The following is a 16,129-nucleotide window of genomic DNA, read 5'->3' on the forward strand; positions in this document are numbered from 1 at the left end:
CTGCGCCGGACATCACCCGTCAGCAGTTCAACGTGTCGATACTCGTTAGACATAAGCATGTCCTCAAGCCTGTGCTTGAGCCTTTCTGCTTATGCCGACTGTCCGGTCAGAACGGGGTGCAGTTCACTGGATCCACGAGAGCGGCGAAGATACTCGATGCACCAATCGAGGAGATCTCCTGTCTCACGGTCGGCTCCTGCGGAATATCCTGCATTCTATCCTGCCAGGATGTTGTCACATTACCAGCGCTAGGTTCTCCATTGGTCTCGAGTACACGATCGGCACCAGAGGTCTTCGACGAACAAGCCGCTGATCTAGTAGTTCATCTGGGCCGTTTCCTATCCCGATCCAGCCTAACCGTTGGCAAAGCCACTTTATTGCTCCCGCTTAGCGAGGATGCCGTCAGCGGGACGGGCGCAATCGAAACCTTTATTGCGCCAGGCTCCGGCTGGTCGCTCCCGTTGAGTGTCATAGCGCGAGAAGTCGCACGTCATACGATGGCGGCTTAGCGCAAAGCCGAGAGTCAAAACTCGGATACTCCGCTGTGGAGCAGTTCCGCCACAGCCGTGAATTTCCGTCTGCGAAGCCACTCTTCAGCGGATCGCTGCGCCGCACGGTTTCCGGCGAAAATGGGAACCGAAAACACGCTATCACAGCATAAAAGAGGAATAAGAAATGACCCTGAAAGATATACTGCCGAGCAAACTAGGTTTTGGTGCGGCTCCTCTCGGAAATATGTTCCGCGACATTCCCGAGGCCGAGGCGTTAGCGACCGTCGAGGCCGCTTGGGACAACGGTATTCGCTACTACGATAATGCTCCATTTTACGGAGCGGGGCTCGCCGAGATCAGGCTTGGGGATGCCCTTCACGCTAAGCCGCGAGACCAGTACGTTATCAGCACCAAGGTCGGCCGACTGATCTTGGACGAAATCGAAGACGTCGGTGCACGGGATCTCGGCGAGAAGGGCGACGTCTTCAAATATGGCCGACCAAACAAGATCGTAAACGACTATTCGGCAGATGCCACGTTTCGTTCGATCGATGACAGCCTGAAACGCATGAAGACTGATCGTATCGAAATTGCCTGGGTTCACGATGTTGCCCAGGACTTCTACGGTGACGAATGGCTCAACATTTTCGAAACGGCAAGAAAAGGGGCTTTCAAGGCTCTCGACCGGCTTCGTGACGAAGGCGTCATCAAGGCATGGGGATTGGGTGTAAACCGCGTTCAACCAATTGAACTCATCATGGAGCTGGAAGAGCCGTGCCCCGATGGGTTCCTTCTCGCAGGCCGATATTCATTGTTGGATCACGATCTAGCCCTTCAACGCCTCATGCAGATGGTGACTGAAAAGGGCCTCGGTATTGTGGCTGGCGGCCCTTACAGTTCGGGCGCGCTCGTTGGCGGCCCCAATTTCGAATATGCGCCCGCTACGCCGCAGATCCTTGAAAAAGTGAAGCGGATCAAATCGATCGCAGACCGCTATAAGATCAGCATGAAGGCGGCTGGCCTGCAGTTTGTGCTTGCAAATCCTGCTGTCGCCGCGGTCATCCCGGGCGCGAGTAAACCTAGCCGCATCGCCGAAGATAGCGCCGCACTCGCCGAGGTCGTCCCCTCGGATTTCTGGCAAGAACTGCGAAAGGAGCATCTAGTCAACGCATCAGCTCCGCTTCCTGCCTAAGCACCCGCGAGCTCCGCTTGTCAGTCGGAGCGCCACAGGAGCAGAGCTACACGCTCGCTAACCGGCGTTCCGGCGGCAGGTCGGCTACTGCGACCAAGCAGACGGCGAGCACGCGACGAAGCACTTTCTGGAGACCTCTCATCCCATCATGGAAGGCTATGATCCGCCGGAAGGTTGGGGGGTCGCTATGCTCATGTGCATGTGGTCGACCTGCCCGATCAGACTAACCAAACGGGCTTATTTCCCGCTACTATTGAAATACCGGTTCAAAATTTGGCGTGATCGATGCTTGACCTTCCGGGTTCAAACGCTCTTGGAGGAAATCCATGAACCGAGATTCATATGCAGCTTACCAACTTGCTACCGACTTGGTACCGTAGCAACCTCCTCGGCGGGCATCCGGACTGTTTGCATCAAGAGACCCGCCGCTAAGAATGAGGCCGCGAGCACTGAAGCAGCAACGACGTACCGGCCGCCGCTCATGTCAAGCAAAGCTCCTCCCAGGCGCGGCCCGAGGAAGCCACCGAGATTGCCCACCGCATTGATTAAGCCACCCGCACCGCCCGCTACCAACAGCGTCACCGACCGAGACACCGTCGCCCAAAATGGCCCCTCGTACGATAGTGCGCCAGCGATTGCTAGGCAGATGAAGAATATCGACAATATCACCGAAGAACCGTCGATCAGGACCGATGCAATCAAGCTGACGGCAGCAATGACGAGGGAAAGCAGTACATGATGCTGGTAACGCCTATTACGATCGGCCAGAAAGCCGTTTACCCACATAAACGGGATTGCCGCGCAATACGGCAAAGCTGCAATCAATCCAACCGCGCCAAAGCCTTTCTCCGTTAACGCTTTTAGCAAAGATGGAAGCCACATGCTTAAGCCGTAGAAACCGATCTGAATGAAAAAGGAAGCCGCGACGAGCTGCCAAACTGCGAGCTCGGTGAAAATGCCTCGCAATGATGAGCCAATTGGCTTGTTGGCATCGTTTTCCGCTAGCGACGTTTCAATGAAATCACGTTCAGCTATCGAACACCATGGTGCGCTGCGCGGGGTGTCGGCTATCAAAAGCCACCAAATCGGCGCGGCGACGAAGAAAGGCAACGCTCCCTCCACCAAGAGCATCACGCGCCAGTTAGTCAGCTCGACGATTAGGCCAGAAAGCGGCTGTGTGATGATCGAAGCGATCGCCAGGTTCATCATCCAAAAACCGTAAGCACGCGCCCGCTCTGAGGCAGGAAACCAATTGTTGATCAGTACGAGGATAGCCGGCCATATCCCCCCTTCCGCGAGGCCCAGAGCGAACCGAGCGATTATCAGTTCATCGAAGCTACGGGAAAGACCGCACCAGATCGCCGCGCCGCCCCATAGCAAAATCATGACGCCAACGGTTTTCTTGACGCTCCAATGGGTGGCAAGCAAACCGCCGGGAATCTGAAACAGTGTGTAACCGATGAAGAAGATGCCACCTGCGAAGCCTTGATCCGCCTTACTGACGTGAAACTCGTTACCGATACCGGCGAAGGCGTAGCTGATATTGGTGCGGTCCATGAACGAGATAATGTAAACCACCATCGCCACCGGGATGACACGCTTCCATCGCATCGCGCCCATTGTTGTCGCCATTTTTGCGTCATGCTCTTCCATTGTGCTTCCCCTATCCTTCCTTAAGCCATGACGAACATATTAAGAGGGCACCCATATGTTTGGCGCACGCACTAAATGTGCGCGGTTTTGGATGCGAACAGTTCACCACGCGGGCACATTAGCCTTCATTTTTCTTTGACCCCCGATTGAGCAAAGGATCGAATGCGCTCGAACTAGCGTTGAAGTGGTGCGGCCCTCCGTGAAGCGACGATAGATCGGATCAAGCAACGCGCGTGCCTCTCTGTGTCGATCTTGCTTTTGCCAAAGTTCCGCCAGGCCAACCGCCGCGCGTAACTCCCAATACAGCGCCAGCTCCTGACGCGAGAGATCGATTGCGCGAAGGAAAAACTCCTCCGCAAATGGATCGTTGGGACGGTGAAGCGCGATTAGTCCGCCAAGTATGCACTGCAACTCCGGCACGTATTCCATGTAGCCCGTTTGCTCTGCCGTCTGCAGCGCCGCCTCTGCTTCAATGATGCCTGCCTCAACGTCACCTGTCGCAGCGAGCGCCTCCGCGAAATAGCCACGAAACGGCGGTATAAATGACTGGTATCCGGTTTCCTGGAATTGCTCTAAGCCGGACTTAAGCTCAATGACGCCCACAGTGGGTTTGCCGCGCATGGCAAGGACTCGTCCTCGTGCGCAATGCGCCACCGCACGGAAGGTCGGAAGTGCGTGGCGGTCGACCTGTTCCTGCATGAGAGCGATATAGCGCTCGGCCTGGTCAAGAGCACCGATCTCAGGCAACAGCAGGCCGGCGGGTCGCGCCAACGCTAAACAGAGAGCCACCGGCTGCCGATGCTCAGACGTCTCCTCAATTGATCGTTCAGCGACCCTTATGGATGCATCAATTTGTCCGCGTGCAAACAGACAGGGCGATAAATGTCCCAAGGCGGCGGCCCGAGCGTTGATCCCGAACGATTCTGATGCTTGGCGATAGCCAACCTCTAAGTACTCCTCGGCGGCCCGCTCCAACAAATGGGACGCGTTAAGGTACTCTGCCTGATAGACCAACGATATACCCGCCATCAGGTTCGCCATCCGAACAGGCGCTCCATTGATGTCGCTCCGCGCCAACTCGGTGTATCGTCGGCTAAGCTGCAATGCTCGCTGCAGGTCCAATGAGCGTAGACTAATCTGCCAAAGGCTGTGCAGCGCACGCCTTTGATGCTCGATATTGCCGAGAGCTTCGGCGAGTGACAGCGCTCGCGTCAAATTCATGTATGTCGCTGGCGTCATGCCCTCAGTGAACATTAACGATTGCCCCAGGCCACTGCGCAAGATCATCTCCTGCTCGGGACTACCCGAAAGCTCCAGATCAGCCAGCGCTTGGCAACTCCATTTTTTACATTCCTCGAGCAGTGACTCCGCCAACCAGAAGGTTACGGCGGCGGCAACCAGGGAAACCCCGATAGTTGCGTCACCGCCTGGCGAGAATGCCCAAGTAAGAGCCGCACGAAGATTGTCGATCTCACGGGCATAATTTAGCGAAAGATCTTCGCCGATCTTCTCATCGCTCTTTGAGCCACTTTTGTAGGCTGCAAAGAACTCCTTGAAATATTGAGCATGCCCGCGCGCCACCGTTGGAAGCTCGCCGCCAATAGCAAGCTTGTCCATCGCGTAGGCACGAACGGTTTCAAGCAAGCGCCAGCGCTCTGCGGACGTTGTACGATCCAGTGTTATGATCGATTTCTCAACAAGACTCGTGATGCTGTCGGCAATCTGGGACGACGAATAATCCGGCATCACGGCGCAAATCGCTTCGAAAGTGAACCCTCCCGAAAACACAGCGAGGCGATGGAGCAATAGCCGATCCACGTCCGGTAGAAGGGCATAACTCCAATCGAAGACAGCGCGAAGCGTCCTATGGCGCGGCAGCGCCGTGCGACGTCCCGTTGTCAAAAGTGCGAAACGGTCCTCTAGACCATCTGCAACTCGTACAAGCCCCAATGAGGCGGAGCGGGCGGCTGCGAACTCGATCGCTAAAGGTAATCCATCAAGCTGGCGGCAGATATTGGCGATTGAGTGCAGATTCCTGCCTTCGCGCCAGTCTGCGACCTGCAACGCCTCAGCCAAGCCCAAAAACATTTGGACGGCACTATTGCTAAGAATCTCGCCTGGCGAATCTGCTTCGTGACGCGGAACGTCAAGGGGCTGAACACGATAGACGTACTCACCGCTAATCTTCAAAGTCTCGCGGCTAGTGGCGAGAATGACCACATTCGGTGCCAAATTGACAAGAGTTTCTGCAAATTTAGCCGCTGAGCCGATGAGATGTTCACAATTGTCGAGGATCAAGAGCAGACTGTCGTCGCCAATCAGTCGGGCCAGGCCCTCGGCCGACGTCGGACGCCTCTCAGCCTGCAGGCCGATTGCATCTCCCGCGACTATCGGCATCAGGCTTGGATCCACAAGCGCGGCCAACTCCACAAGCCAAACGCCAGCATCAAATCGCGACAGGAGGCCGCGCGCCAATTCGATCGCGAGCGTCGTTTTGCCGATGCCACCCGAGCCCGTCAAGGTGACAATACGATAGGCAGAGCATGCTTCCCGGAGGAATTCGAAAGAGCCGGCACGGCCGACAATATCGTTTTTGGGCGCGGGCAAGTTTGTTAAGTTATTGCCGCGAGATAATGAAGAGCTGAGAGGCGCCGGATTAGTTGTCTGTTTGGACCACGCGCCCGCCAGCCGGAAGCCGCGCCCCGAAACTGTTTGCAGCATAGCGCGATGCGAACCGAGTGCCTTTCGGATTGCGGAAATATGCACATCTATAGCCGTTTCTCCGACAACGACACCCGGCCAGACGAGATCCAAGAGATTGCCTCTCGTCACAATTTGGTTTGCCTGTTGGACCATTACTGCCAAGATGTCGAAGGCGCGTCCGCTTATCGGTACGGCATTGGCGTGAATGCGTACCTGCCGCAGTGACAAATCGATTTCACACTCTTCTGATCGGTAGATTGATTGGCGTTGCCCTGAATTGGAACTCGGCGTTGGTAAGGGCTTCGGCGCAGCTGCTGTCGTAGACTTCCAGACGGCCCATTCACCAAGAAGACGATAGCCTCTGCCAGACACAGTTCTCAACAACGTTCGATTGAAGTTTAGCGCAGCGCGTATCGCGGAGATTTGCACCTGGAGAGCTGTGTCGCCGACCGGAGCATTAGGCCACGCTCGTGAAATTAGATCTGACTTCGATACGATCGCTCCGGACGCCTCGATCAGCATTTCCAAAACGGCTAACGCCCGACGCCCCATCGGGACAGTCGACCCATCCACGTATAGCTCACCACGTTGGATGTCTATTCCCCGCCGACCTTGCTGTCTCCCGGATATATCATCATGCATGACGTTCACAGCGAGGAACCCTGAGATGCTGAGTTTGGTAAACGTTATGAAGAACCGAGCATCGGTAGCGCAATCTTGTTATCCGGCGCTGACTCGTCGTCGACTACAAATTTCATTCCACCCGCTCTAATATCCGCCCCATCTAATGCTTGCGCGCCCGAGAGACTTTAAGGACTTTTAAGGACAATTGGAAGACTGCCGGCCTTTGTCAGTGGAAAGAACGTATGCGGAACGCGACGACTACACTGTAAATGCCTTCGTATAGTGACGCGCCATGTAGCGCCAACATCGCGCACAGGTTGTACATCTTGGTTGCCAGCCCCCTCTCTAAAACAAAAGAAATCTTAAAGATTCTTATGGACGGCCGTAAGGACAATACTTAGCGGCAGATTTAGGCTGTGTGAGTTGGAATTCGATTAAAAACTATCGGTAGCCTGCACTAAAACCATCATCCGCTTTCTAGCAGAAATAGGGACGCCTTATGGAGAAAACCGCATTCTCTCGAAGCTCCCTGAAGTCCAGTTGCCGATCAGGGCCTCTATCAGCCGGCATTGCATCTCGAGATTCAACCTCGCTCGATTCTGATCGAGCCAACGGTCGCTCTGGAAACTGTGGGCGAGGTATGGAAAGGCCTTTTGTGTGTTCGCGATCGGACCGCCCCTCAACACACTGCGAATTCGGCAAGGGGCGTCCCAATTGCGCGACGCTCGCGAAAATCTGCCCTTCTCCGAACGACAGCAAATGAAGTTGTCGGAATATCCGAAATTGCAGGGCGATGCGAACGTGACGAGCTACTCGTTTGGGCCTTTCACGCTCGTACCGCGCCGACGACTGCTTCTGCGGGACGGCTTGCCGATAAAGATAGGCACGCGTGCGTTCGACATTCTGACTCTACTCGTCGAGCGGGCTGGTTATGTCGTAAGCAAGAACGAATTGATGACTTTTTGCTGGCCAAGCACCTACGTGGGAGAGAGCAATCTCAAGGTTAACATTGCGGCACTGCGCCGGGTACTGCTTGCCAGTGCACCAGGGAACTACGTCGCGACCGTTTCGGGCCGCGGATATTCGTTCATCGCAGAGGTCCATCAACTCGAGGCACAATCGTTAATTCCAACCAATGGAATTGGCATACCGGCAAAACCGATAAGCCGACCATCCTTGCTTGTAGGCCGAACGAATGAAATCAGTGACTTAATTGCCATTTTGGTGAAGGCGAGGTGCTTGTCCGTCGTAGGTTCTGGGGGTATTGGGAAGACGACTCTCGCGCTTGAGGTAGTGCACAAGACGATGTCCCTCTTTCCGAATAGCGTCTTTTTTATCGATCTCTCTAAGTTGGAAGAGCCGCAATTCGTTCTCGCAGCAATTGCAGCAGCTCTGGGTGTGCAACAAAGTGCGGGAGATGTACTATCAGACATAATTGAACTGTTATATCGTCGAAAGTCTCTGTTGATTTTCGATAATTGCGAGCATGTCTCGACGACCGTCCAACCAATTATTGAGTGCTTGCTCAGAGCTTTGCCGAAGCTAACGATATTGGTAACCAGTCGGGAGCCACTGCGGCTCAGTTGCGAAAGAGTGTACCGGTTGCGAAGCCTTTCGTGCCCCAGCCCGCACCAGAAAATCACAGCATCGATGGCATTGCAATTTACGTCCGTAGAGTTGTTCGTTGCGTGTGCGAATAGCTATTCGAGTTTCACTTTTAGCGATGCGGATGTGCTTTTAGTCTCGACCATATGTCGCCGTCTTGATGGCATTCCGCTCGCAATCAAAGCAGTGGCTAGCAAGATTTTCGCTTATGGCTTGGAGTCTTTATACGCCATGAGCGAGCAGGAGCTCCTGCAAATAAGTAACAGTGAGAGGACCGCGCCGCTACGCCAGCAAAGCATGCTCGCAAATCTGGGCTGGAGCTATAGGTTGTTATCCGACGATGAGGCAGTCATGCTGATTCGTCTGTCAACTCTTGTTGGGCGTTTCCAATTGCGGGATGCTGCGCACGCGTGCGAAGTCATTGGATTCAGTATGACGCGGACAGTCGATAATCTCGGAAGGCTAACTGATAAGTCTCTAATCTGCGTCGACACGGCGCACGGGAAGTCAAGCTATCGGATGCCGGAAACGACACGCGCCTTCGCTAGTGTTCGTGGGCGAGATTCATGGGAGGAGGATCGCCGGTTGGTCAAGCATGCTGCTTTGCACAAACGGGCGTTGATCGACCCGGCGGCAAAGGCGTTTAATCATTGTGACGGGCTTTAGGAACAGACGGAACCGCGCGCGATGCTCAATTCCCGCGACGCCACTCGGATGGATTCCCAACACTTCCTGTAGCGCCAATAGCCTCGACCATCGTATTAGTACCCCAATGGAAATTGCGGCTTCGCCGGCGGATGCCTTCTTGCAATCCAGGCAGGCACATACCGCCAAAAATGATGGGTTGATATCGAGTTCAAATTTGACCACGCGGCAAGCGCATTGCCCGGAATGCATTTTCCGCCATTTTCAAACTCCATTGGCCCGATTTTCGCACCCCCAGACGCCAACACAATGTCCGCCTGTATGATGTTGAACGCGGCAAAGTGCGGTGAAATGGCTATTGTGTTGAGCCGACGGTCAAGCCAGCGGCCGACATCAATAGGCGAATTAATGTGGCGATCACCCCTAGAGCGAGTACCGACATCGTCCAAATGACTATCAGCCAACCAACTCGTTGCAGCACCACGAGGCTCTTCTCCCAGAGCATCATTCATATCCCCCGCCAACCTCAATCTTGCCCCTAAAGACATGATAAGACCAGGACGTGTAGACCATGATGATTGGAATGATGAAAAGCGTGCCGACTAGCGCGAACGCCATGCTTTGCGTTGGGGCTGCCGCGTCCCAGATAGAGATCGATGGCGGAATCACATTTGGCCACAGACTGATACCCAGCCCGGTATACCCTAAGAAAGTCAGTATGAGTGATAGACAGAAGGGCGATGCGTTCCCGATGGATCGTTTGAGAAGATATAACTGCAGCGCGGTGGAAAGGAGGACCAAAATAGGAACAGGGCAAAAGAAGATTATATTCGGCAACGAGAACCACCGCGTCGCTATCTCTGGATGCGCGAGCGGTGTCCAGATGCTCACGATGATTATCGCTAGGAGGAGCGCGATCGATACTCGTTGGGCAAGCTTTCGCATCCGTACCTGAAGGTCTCCTGCTGTCTTCATGACAAGCCAGGTCGCGCCCAGAAGGGTGTATGTAAACATTAGCGCAATGCCGGTGAAAATCGAGAATGGCGTGAAGCAGTCCAACGCGCCACCGACAAAGGTTGAGCCGTCGAGTTGAAAGCCGTTAATAAAAGCGCCTAGTGCCACTCCCTGTGCGAATGTGGCGACGTACGATCCGCTGGCAAACGCGAAATCCCAGAACGCCTTTCTATTCTCGCCCGCCTTGAACCGAAATTCAAAGGACACACCTCGCCAGATCAGACCCGCCAACATCAACATGAGCGGCAAATAAAGCGCACTCAGTATCAAACCGTATGCCAGTGGAAAGGCCGCGAACAATGCCGCTCCACCGAGAACCAACCAGGTCTCGTTGCCATCCCAGACCGGCGCAATCGTGTACACCATCGCATCTCGCTCTGAGCGATCGGGTATGAACGGGAACAGCATCCCGATCCCAAGATCAAACCCGTCCATGAAGACGTACATCATGACGCCGAAGACGATTATAGTGGCCCAGATAAGGGGAAGATCGATACCCATATTACACCTCTTCCGTTTCGCGTTCGGGCGCAGGATCGATATTATCGGGTGTGGCAGAGAGCGGTCGCGCGGGTCTTCGGATCTGATTGGCGTCTTGCGGCGACTTCTCTGTGCCGTATTCATCCGGTCCGCTACCGACCATCTTCAGCATAAAGATGATGCCCGTACCGAAGACAAAGAAGTAGATCACAACGAAGACCACGAGGGTGACGCTAAGCGATAACACCGAGTGATCGGAAACTGCATCCTTTGTTCGCAAAAGGCCGTAAACAACCCAAGGCTGGCGGCCAATTTCGGTTGTCAGCCAACCTGCAAGGAGTGCGATCAGCCCTGACGGCCCCATACAAAGTGCAAAAACCAACAGCGGCTTGGAATCATAAAGACGACCCTTCCAACGAAAGAATGCTCCCGCAACTCCGAGCAACGCCATCGCAAGCCCCAGACCCACCATAAGCCTGAATGTAAAGAAGATTATCGTGGAGTCCGGCCTGTCCTCCTGGGCAAACTCCTTCAGCCCCGGGATCTTGCCGTGTAGCGTGTGGGTGAGAATGAGGCTGCCGAGATACGGAATCTCGATCGCGTACTTTGTTTGCTCCGCCTTCATGTCCGGTATCCCGAACGCGATGAGTGGTAAGCTCGTCTGCGACGGATCGTTCTCCCAATGTCCTTCAATCGCCGCGATCTTCGCAGGCTGGTGCTCCAATGTATTAAGACCATGCGCGTCACCGGCGACGATCTGGATCGGAGCCACGAAGAGCAACAGCCATAGTGCCATGGAGAACATTTTTCTAACGGCAGGCGTGGATTTCCCGCGCAGCAGATGCCAAGCGGCAGCCGAGGCAACAAACAGTGCGGTCGATAAATACGCCGCGAGCGTCATGTGAACTAGACGAAAGGGGAAGGAAGGGTTGAAAATGACCGCTAACCAATCGGTCGGGACAATGCGACCGTTCTCGATCAGATATCCTTGTGGTGTCTGCATCCACGAGTTCGACGACAAAATCCAAGTCGTCGATATCAACGTACCTAAAGCTACCATTGCAGTAGCAAACATGTGAAGGCCTGGTCCGACCTTGTTCCAGCCAAAAAGCATAACCCCAAGGAACCCTGCCTCGAGGAAGAAAGCAGTCAAAACCTCATACGTTAGCAGCGGCCCGGTCACACCGCCGGCGAAGCGCGAGAAGCCGCTCCAGTTCGTCCCAAACTCATAAGCCATCACCAGCCCGGAGACGACACCCATACCGAAATTGACGGCAAATATCTTTGACCAGAAGTGATAGAGTTGCAGATACGCTTGTTCTCTTCGAGCGATCCAGAGCGCTTCTAGAACGGCTAGATAGCTGGCCAGCCCGATTGTTATCGTCGGGAAGAGAATGTGAAAAGAAACAGTAAATGCAAATTGCAGTCGTGCTAGATCGAAGGCGCTAATTGCAGACATCGACATGGTCCTTCTTCGATATTTGGACGCATTCCTCCGCTGAGAGAAACCGGGTAGAAAATCTATTGTTGGAGGACATGTGCCCTCCGCTGGCCTCGTTTAGCTATCTGGCGTTGGCCACGTCGTTCGGTGTCACTCTTCCTTGGCGACCCCCGAAATGTTCGATGACGTAGTTCGACAATGCCGCCAATTCAGTATCGGAATAAGCGTCGGCAAAAGCAGGCATTGCGGTCGTCGCCGATCCATCCGGATCCGAGCTCCCTTGCAGAATTATGCGGAGAAGGTTCGACGAAGTGGGGTCACTAATTGAATGGGATCCTATCAGAGCGGCACGCGAGGAATTTTGCCCACGACCGTCAAAACCGTGACAGCTCGCGCAGGCGCCTTCAAATATCCGCTCACCCAATTTCCCGCTGGTTTGCTGAGGCGACCAAGCCTGTGAGGCTTGCGCCGCCGGCACGACAGATATGATCGGCTCATTTTGGTAGCTGGCGGTATGTGGCGGAATATCTCGAAGATAGGTGACGATGGCATCGACGTCGGACTGAGGAAGTTTACTTAGGCTTAGATTGATAGCTTGGCGCATTGCACCTGCGGCGGGTCCGTGCCCCTGCGCGTGGCCCTTGGAAATGTAGGAGGCTATATCTGCATCAGACCATTTGCCGATGCCCGTTTCCTTGTCCTGTGTGATGTTCCAAGCAATCCACCCATCGACTGCTCCGCCCGACAGCGCCTTCCATTGTTCGCGTTGGAACATCAAGCCACGAGGGGTGTGACATTCGCCGCAGTGCGCGAGGGCTTCGACAAGATACGCCCCTTGATTCCAAGCCGCGCTTTTCGTCGGGTCGTTTTCGAACTGGTGCCACGGAACGAACAGGAGCTTCCAGCTGCGCATTACGTAGCGCTGATTGAACGGGAAGAGCAAATCGTTCACGGGCGGCGTGTATTCGATGGGCTTTAGTGTTTTCAGATATGCTCTGATCGCCAGTATGTCGTCTGTGGAAAGCAGTGCGTACGACGTATAGGGAAACGCGGGATAAAGGTCTTCACCGTGCTTGCCCACGCCCGATCGAACCGCTCTCACGAATTCCGCGTCTGTCCAGTCACCGATACCGGTCTTCTGGTCGGGGGTGATATTCGGCGAATAAATTGTGCCGAAAGGCAGCTTGAATGCCAATCCGCCGACAAACGGCTTGCCGCCCGGCGTTGTGTGGCAGGCCTCGCAGTCTGCGGCAATCGTCAGGTGTTTACCTCTTGCGACTAGATCCGCACCCTGAGGCTGACTGGGGCTGGCGGCGACCTCGGGTAGGCTGTGCGGCCAAAAGAAGAATACAGCCGCGCCCGCTAAAACCACGACCGCGAGCGAAATCGCGATAGTGACCAAGCATCTCCAATTGCTCACGAGGAACTTAGCAACAGAGCGAAGTCGATCAATCATGGAACTATACCCCCCTCGCTAACTTTCGACGGCAGTCCCCAGGCAAGCGTCTCAGGGACGCGGTTTCTATTGCCTTTGATTGCAAGGAGCGATCTGTTGACCGGTGTAGACCGAAGGCGCACGCCCGTCGCCGCAAATATGGCGTTGGTTAGCGCCGGCGTAGACGACGCCGTACCGACCTCACCCATCCCGCCGGGGCTCTCGGAACTTGGCATTACGAAGACCTCGAAAGGAGGCACTTCGTTCATACGGATTTGCCGATAATCGTGGAAATTGCTTTGTTGGGCACGACCGTCCTTGAACGTCATGCCGTTGTAAAGCGCTGCGGACAGGCCGAATAGCACGCCGCCTTGCATCTGCGCGATGATGCTGTCCGGATTAACAGGAACACCGCAATCAACCGCCGCGGTCAACCGCCGCAAGGCTACTTCGCCAAATTCGTCCACTTCGACCTCGACTACGAGTGCCGCGAACGAGCCGAAACATTGATGCAAAGAGACGCCACGTCCGTACCGAACCTTCAACGGCGATCTCCAATCGGAAGCCTCAGCGACTTTATCCAGGACGGCTTTAGCTCGCGGATTGGTTTCCACAAGCGCCCGTCGGTAGGCTATCGGATCCGAACCTCCGGCAAGTGCGAGCTCGTCGATGAAGCTCTCGACAACGAACACGTTGTGTCCTTCGCCGACACCGCGCCACCAATTCAATGCTATCGGACTGTCTTTCCGCAACCACTCCCATTTGCCTGCCGGGATGGCATAAGGATGGTTTATGCTGCCGGAAACGGCATCGGAGTCGACTTTGTCTTCTGGCCACGGCGCTCTCAAGAAGTACGGCAACACGCTGGAGCAAGTCGTATGGTGATAAAAAACCGATGGCAGTCCAGTTTTGGGATCAAGCGTCGCAGCCACTTTGTCGTAGTAAGCTGGCCGAAAGCGGTCATGCATGATGTCTTGCTCACGCGTCCAGATGATCTTCAAAGGATAATTCGCAATTTTCCCGAAGCGGGCTGCTTGTTGGATCGTATCGACCGCAAGCCTGCGCCCAAAACCGCCTCCGATCAGATGCGTATGGATATTTATCTTCTCTGGCGGCAGTCCGACTATTTCTGATGTCACGATCCGCGCGTCTTTTGGAACTTGTGTACTCACCCAAACGTCGCAGCCGTCCGGCCGGACGTGTATGGTTGTGTTGATCGGCTCGAGTGCCGCGTGTGCGAGATACGGCAACTCATATGTTGCTTCGATGCGGACACCGCTGGCTAAGGCCGTGTCCGGATCGCCGGTGACCTTGGCGACGAGCGGTTTTCCGGTTGCCGTTTTCAAGCCATTCCACAGCTCTTCGGACGAAAGATTTTCGTGAGGGCCGTAGTCCCAATCGATAGTAAGTTGCTGCAGGCCTTTTCTGGCCGCCCAGTAGTTTACACCCACAACGGCCACGGCGTCTTCGATCTGCAGTATATCGACGACGCCAGTACAAGCCCTCGCGGCCTTGTCATCAATCGCACGCACTCGCCCGCCCACCGTCGGACAGATGGCGATGGCGGCATATCGCATGCCGGGGACTATCGCATCGATTCCGAATTTCGCGGCCCCCGTTACCTTTTCGGGGGTGTCAATCCGCTTCAACGGCTTGCCAATAAGCTTGAAATCGGCAAGGGGTTTCAGGGGAACCTCAGGCGGGAGCTTCTGATCGCGCGCGGCAATAGCCAGATCCGCGTATTTCAGAGTGCGGCCGCTGGCCGGATGTGACACTACCGCCAGCGAGGCTTGACACTCCGCCGGCTTAACGCCCCACCGCTCCGCTGCAGCGCTGACCAGCATCAGGCGTGCCGCCGCGCCGGCTTGCCGCAGTGGTGTGAAGAACGCACGGACGGAAGTGGAGCCGCCGGTTATCTGGTTGTGCAAGATCGATTGATCATAAGCCTTTGCGTCGGCGGGAGCGAGCGCCACTTCCACCTGCTCCAGCGCGACCTCAAGCTCTTCGGCGAGCAGCATGGCCTCAGTGGTCGCGATCCCCTGCCCCATCTCGGAACCGGGAACCACCAACACAATCCGCCCGTCTGTCGAAATTCTTATGAAGCCGTCGGGAACGAAGCCCTCGAACCCAGAACCTATGGCATCAGCCGCACCAGCGCCTACCGCCGCGTCGGCAGGCACCATTGCCCGCGCCGGCCGATCAAACGCAAAGCCCATCACTAATGCGCTGGCACCCGCGATGAATTTTCTTCTACTCATGCGCGGTAGCGCCGCATCACCCACCAGACCAAAGGATCGCATCTAAGCCTCCTTGATAGCTTCGCGAATGCGAACGTAGGTGCAGCACCTGCAGATGTTCCCGGACATGGCGATGTCGATTGCTCTATCGTCCGGGTTGGGGTTTCTCGCCAACAACGCGCTCGCAGCCATGATCTGCCCACACTGACAGTATCCGCACTGGACGACTTCAAGCGAAAGCCAAGCCTTTTGTATTCGGCGCCCCTCTTCCGTTGCCGATATGCCTTCGATAGTTGTTACCGCGCCGTCAATTTCGCCGATCGGCACCATGCACGAACGAACCGGTCTCCCATCGATTAGGACAGTGCACGCTCCGCATTGCCCGATGCCGCAACCGAATTTCGTCCCTGTCATGCCGAGAAGATCGCGAAGTGCCCATAGCAGAGGCATGTCCGCCGAACCGTCGAATTCTACATCTCTGCCATTTACCACGGCTGGAATCCCCATCGTGTGATCCTCTCGCTTCATCGAGTACTAATTCCGCAACCAAAGCGAACTGCGAAGTAATGACGTTAGGGGAAGCCTACGCTCGAAATGTAGCTATACGAT

At 55.2% G+C, this 16,129-nt stretch carries 11 protein-coding genes and 1 pseudogene; 3 read left to right on the plus strand and 9 right to left on the minus strand.

What is annotated here, in order from left to right; all coding sequences use genetic code 11:
• Positions 1-675 precede the first annotated feature (675 nt).
• A complete protein-coding gene (locus tag JJQ51_RS32015; RefSeq protein WP_269245802.1) occupies positions 676-1,683 on the plus strand; it encodes an aldo/keto reductase in 1,008 nt (335 codons plus the stop codon).
• Positions 1,684-1,762: 79 nt separating this feature from the next.
• A pseudogene (locus JJQ51_RS32020) lies at positions 1,763-1,965 on the plus strand (hypothetical protein); the annotation flags it as partial.
• Between the two features lie 78 nt (positions 1,966-2,043).
• On the opposite strand, the gene JJQ51_RS32025 reads toward JJQ51_RS32020, so the two are convergent.
• The gene (locus tag JJQ51_RS32025) at positions 2,044-3,336 is read right to left on the minus strand and encodes an MFS transporter (protein ID WP_269245803.1); all 1,293 of its coding nucleotides are present in this window, start codon (positions 3,334-3,336) and stop codon (positions 2,044-2,046) included.
• Between the two features lie 102 nt (positions 3,337-3,438).
• Positions 3,439-6,612: a winged helix-turn-helix domain-containing protein gene (locus JJQ51_RS32030; RefSeq protein WP_269245804.1), complete on the minus strand. Its 3,174-nt coding sequence runs from the start codon at positions 6,610-6,612 to the stop codon at positions 3,439-3,441.
• Between the two features lie 765 nt (positions 6,613-7,377).
• Here JJQ51_RS32030 and JJQ51_RS32035 point away from each other — a divergent pair.
• Positions 7,378-8,934: a winged helix-turn-helix domain-containing protein gene (locus JJQ51_RS32035; protein WP_269245805.1), complete on the plus strand. Its 1,557-nt coding sequence runs from the start codon at positions 7,378-7,380 to the stop codon at positions 8,932-8,934.
• Here JJQ51_RS32035 and JJQ51_RS33015 read toward each other — a convergent pair.
• The 7 genes from JJQ51_RS33015 to JJQ51_RS32065 form a co-directional block, all read right to left on the minus strand.
• Entirely contained in the window at positions 8,833-9,165 is a 333-nt protein-coding gene (locus JJQ51_RS33015) for a GFA family protein (RefSeq protein WP_442967358.1), read from the minus strand. The two genes, JJQ51_RS32035 and JJQ51_RS33015, sit on opposite strands and share 102 nt — an antisense overlap.
• A gap of 103 nt (positions 9,166-9,268) precedes the next feature.
• The gene (locus tag JJQ51_RS32860; RefSeq protein WP_331275836.1) at positions 9,269-9,421 is read right to left on the minus strand and encodes a DUF2474 domain-containing protein; all 153 of its coding nucleotides are present in this window, start codon (positions 9,419-9,421) and stop codon (positions 9,269-9,271) included.
• Positions 9,418-10,428 (minus strand): cytochrome d ubiquinol oxidase subunit II, encoded by a 1,011-nt coding sequence (gene cydB, locus JJQ51_RS32045; protein ID WP_269245806.1) that lies wholly within the window; start codon positions 10,426-10,428, stop codon positions 9,418-9,420. The genes JJQ51_RS32860 and cydB overlap by 4 nt, the downstream gene beginning before the upstream one ends.
• A gap of 1 nt (position 10,429) precedes the next feature.
• Positions 10,430-11,866 (minus strand): cytochrome ubiquinol oxidase subunit I, encoded by a 1,437-nt coding sequence (locus tag JJQ51_RS32050; RefSeq protein ID WP_269245836.1) that lies wholly within the window; start codon positions 11,864-11,866, stop codon positions 10,430-10,432.
• 103 nt (positions 11,867-11,969) lie between these two features.
• Entirely contained in the window at positions 11,970-13,304 is a 1,335-nt protein-coding gene (locus JJQ51_RS32055; protein WP_269245807.1) for a c-type cytochrome, read from the minus strand.
• Positions 13,301-15,583 carry a xanthine dehydrogenase family protein molybdopterin-binding subunit gene (locus JJQ51_RS32060; RefSeq protein WP_269245808.1) on the minus strand — a complete coding sequence of 761 codons (2,283 nt, stop codon included), beginning with the start codon at positions 15,581-15,583 and terminating at the stop codon, positions 13,301-13,303. The genes JJQ51_RS32055 and JJQ51_RS32060 overlap by 4 nt, the downstream gene beginning before the upstream one ends.
• Positions 15,584-16,027: a (2Fe-2S)-binding protein gene (locus tag JJQ51_RS32065; RefSeq protein WP_269245837.1), complete on the minus strand. Its 444-nt coding sequence runs from the start codon at positions 16,025-16,027 to the stop codon at positions 15,584-15,586. It abuts the gene before it with no gap.
• Between the last annotated feature and the right edge of the window lie 102 nt (positions 16,028-16,129).

The sequence above is a fragment of the Rhizobium sp. AG207R genome (assembly GCF_027109195.1).
In the GTDB taxonomy this organism is placed as follows: Bacteria; Pseudomonadota; Alphaproteobacteria; order Rhizobiales; family Rhizobiaceae; genus Rhizobium; species Rhizobium dioscoreae.

Bases quoted from the DNA above. Each gene is read 5' to 3' on its own strand.
- JJQ51_RS33015 (WP_442967358.1), bottom strand. From the start codon at position 9,165: ATGCATTCCGGGCAATGCGCTTGCCGCGTGGTCAAATTTGAACTCGAT.
- JJQ51_RS32060 (WP_269245808.1), bottom strand. From the start codon at position 15,583: ATGCGATCCTTTGGTCTGGTGGGTGATGCGGCGCTACCGCGCATGAGT.
- cydB (WP_269245806.1), bottom strand. From the start codon at position 10,428: ATGGGTATCGATCTTCCCCTTATCTGGGCCACTATAATCGTCTTCGGC.
- JJQ51_RS32065 (WP_269245837.1), bottom strand. From the start codon at position 16,027: ATGGGGATTCCAGCCGTGGTAAATGGCAGAGATGTAGAATTCGACGGT.
- JJQ51_RS32050 (WP_269245836.1), bottom strand. From the start codon at position 11,866: ATGTCTGCAATTAGCGCCTTCGATCTAGCACGACTGCAATTTGCATTT.
- JJQ51_RS32025 (WP_269245803.1), bottom strand. From the start codon at position 3,336: ATGGAAGAGCATGACGCAAAAATGGCGACAACAATGGGCGCGATGCGA.
- JJQ51_RS32015 (WP_269245802.1), top strand. From the start codon at position 676: ATGACCCTGAAAGATATACTGCCGAGCAAACTAGGTTTTGGTGCGGCT.
- JJQ51_RS32860 (WP_331275836.1), bottom strand. From the start codon at position 9,421: ATGATGCTCTGGGAGAAGAGCCTCGTGGTGCTGCAACGAGTTGGTTGG.
- JJQ51_RS32055 (WP_269245807.1), bottom strand. From the start codon at position 13,304: ATGATTGATCGACTTCGCTCTGTTGCTAAGTTCCTCGTGAGCAATTGG.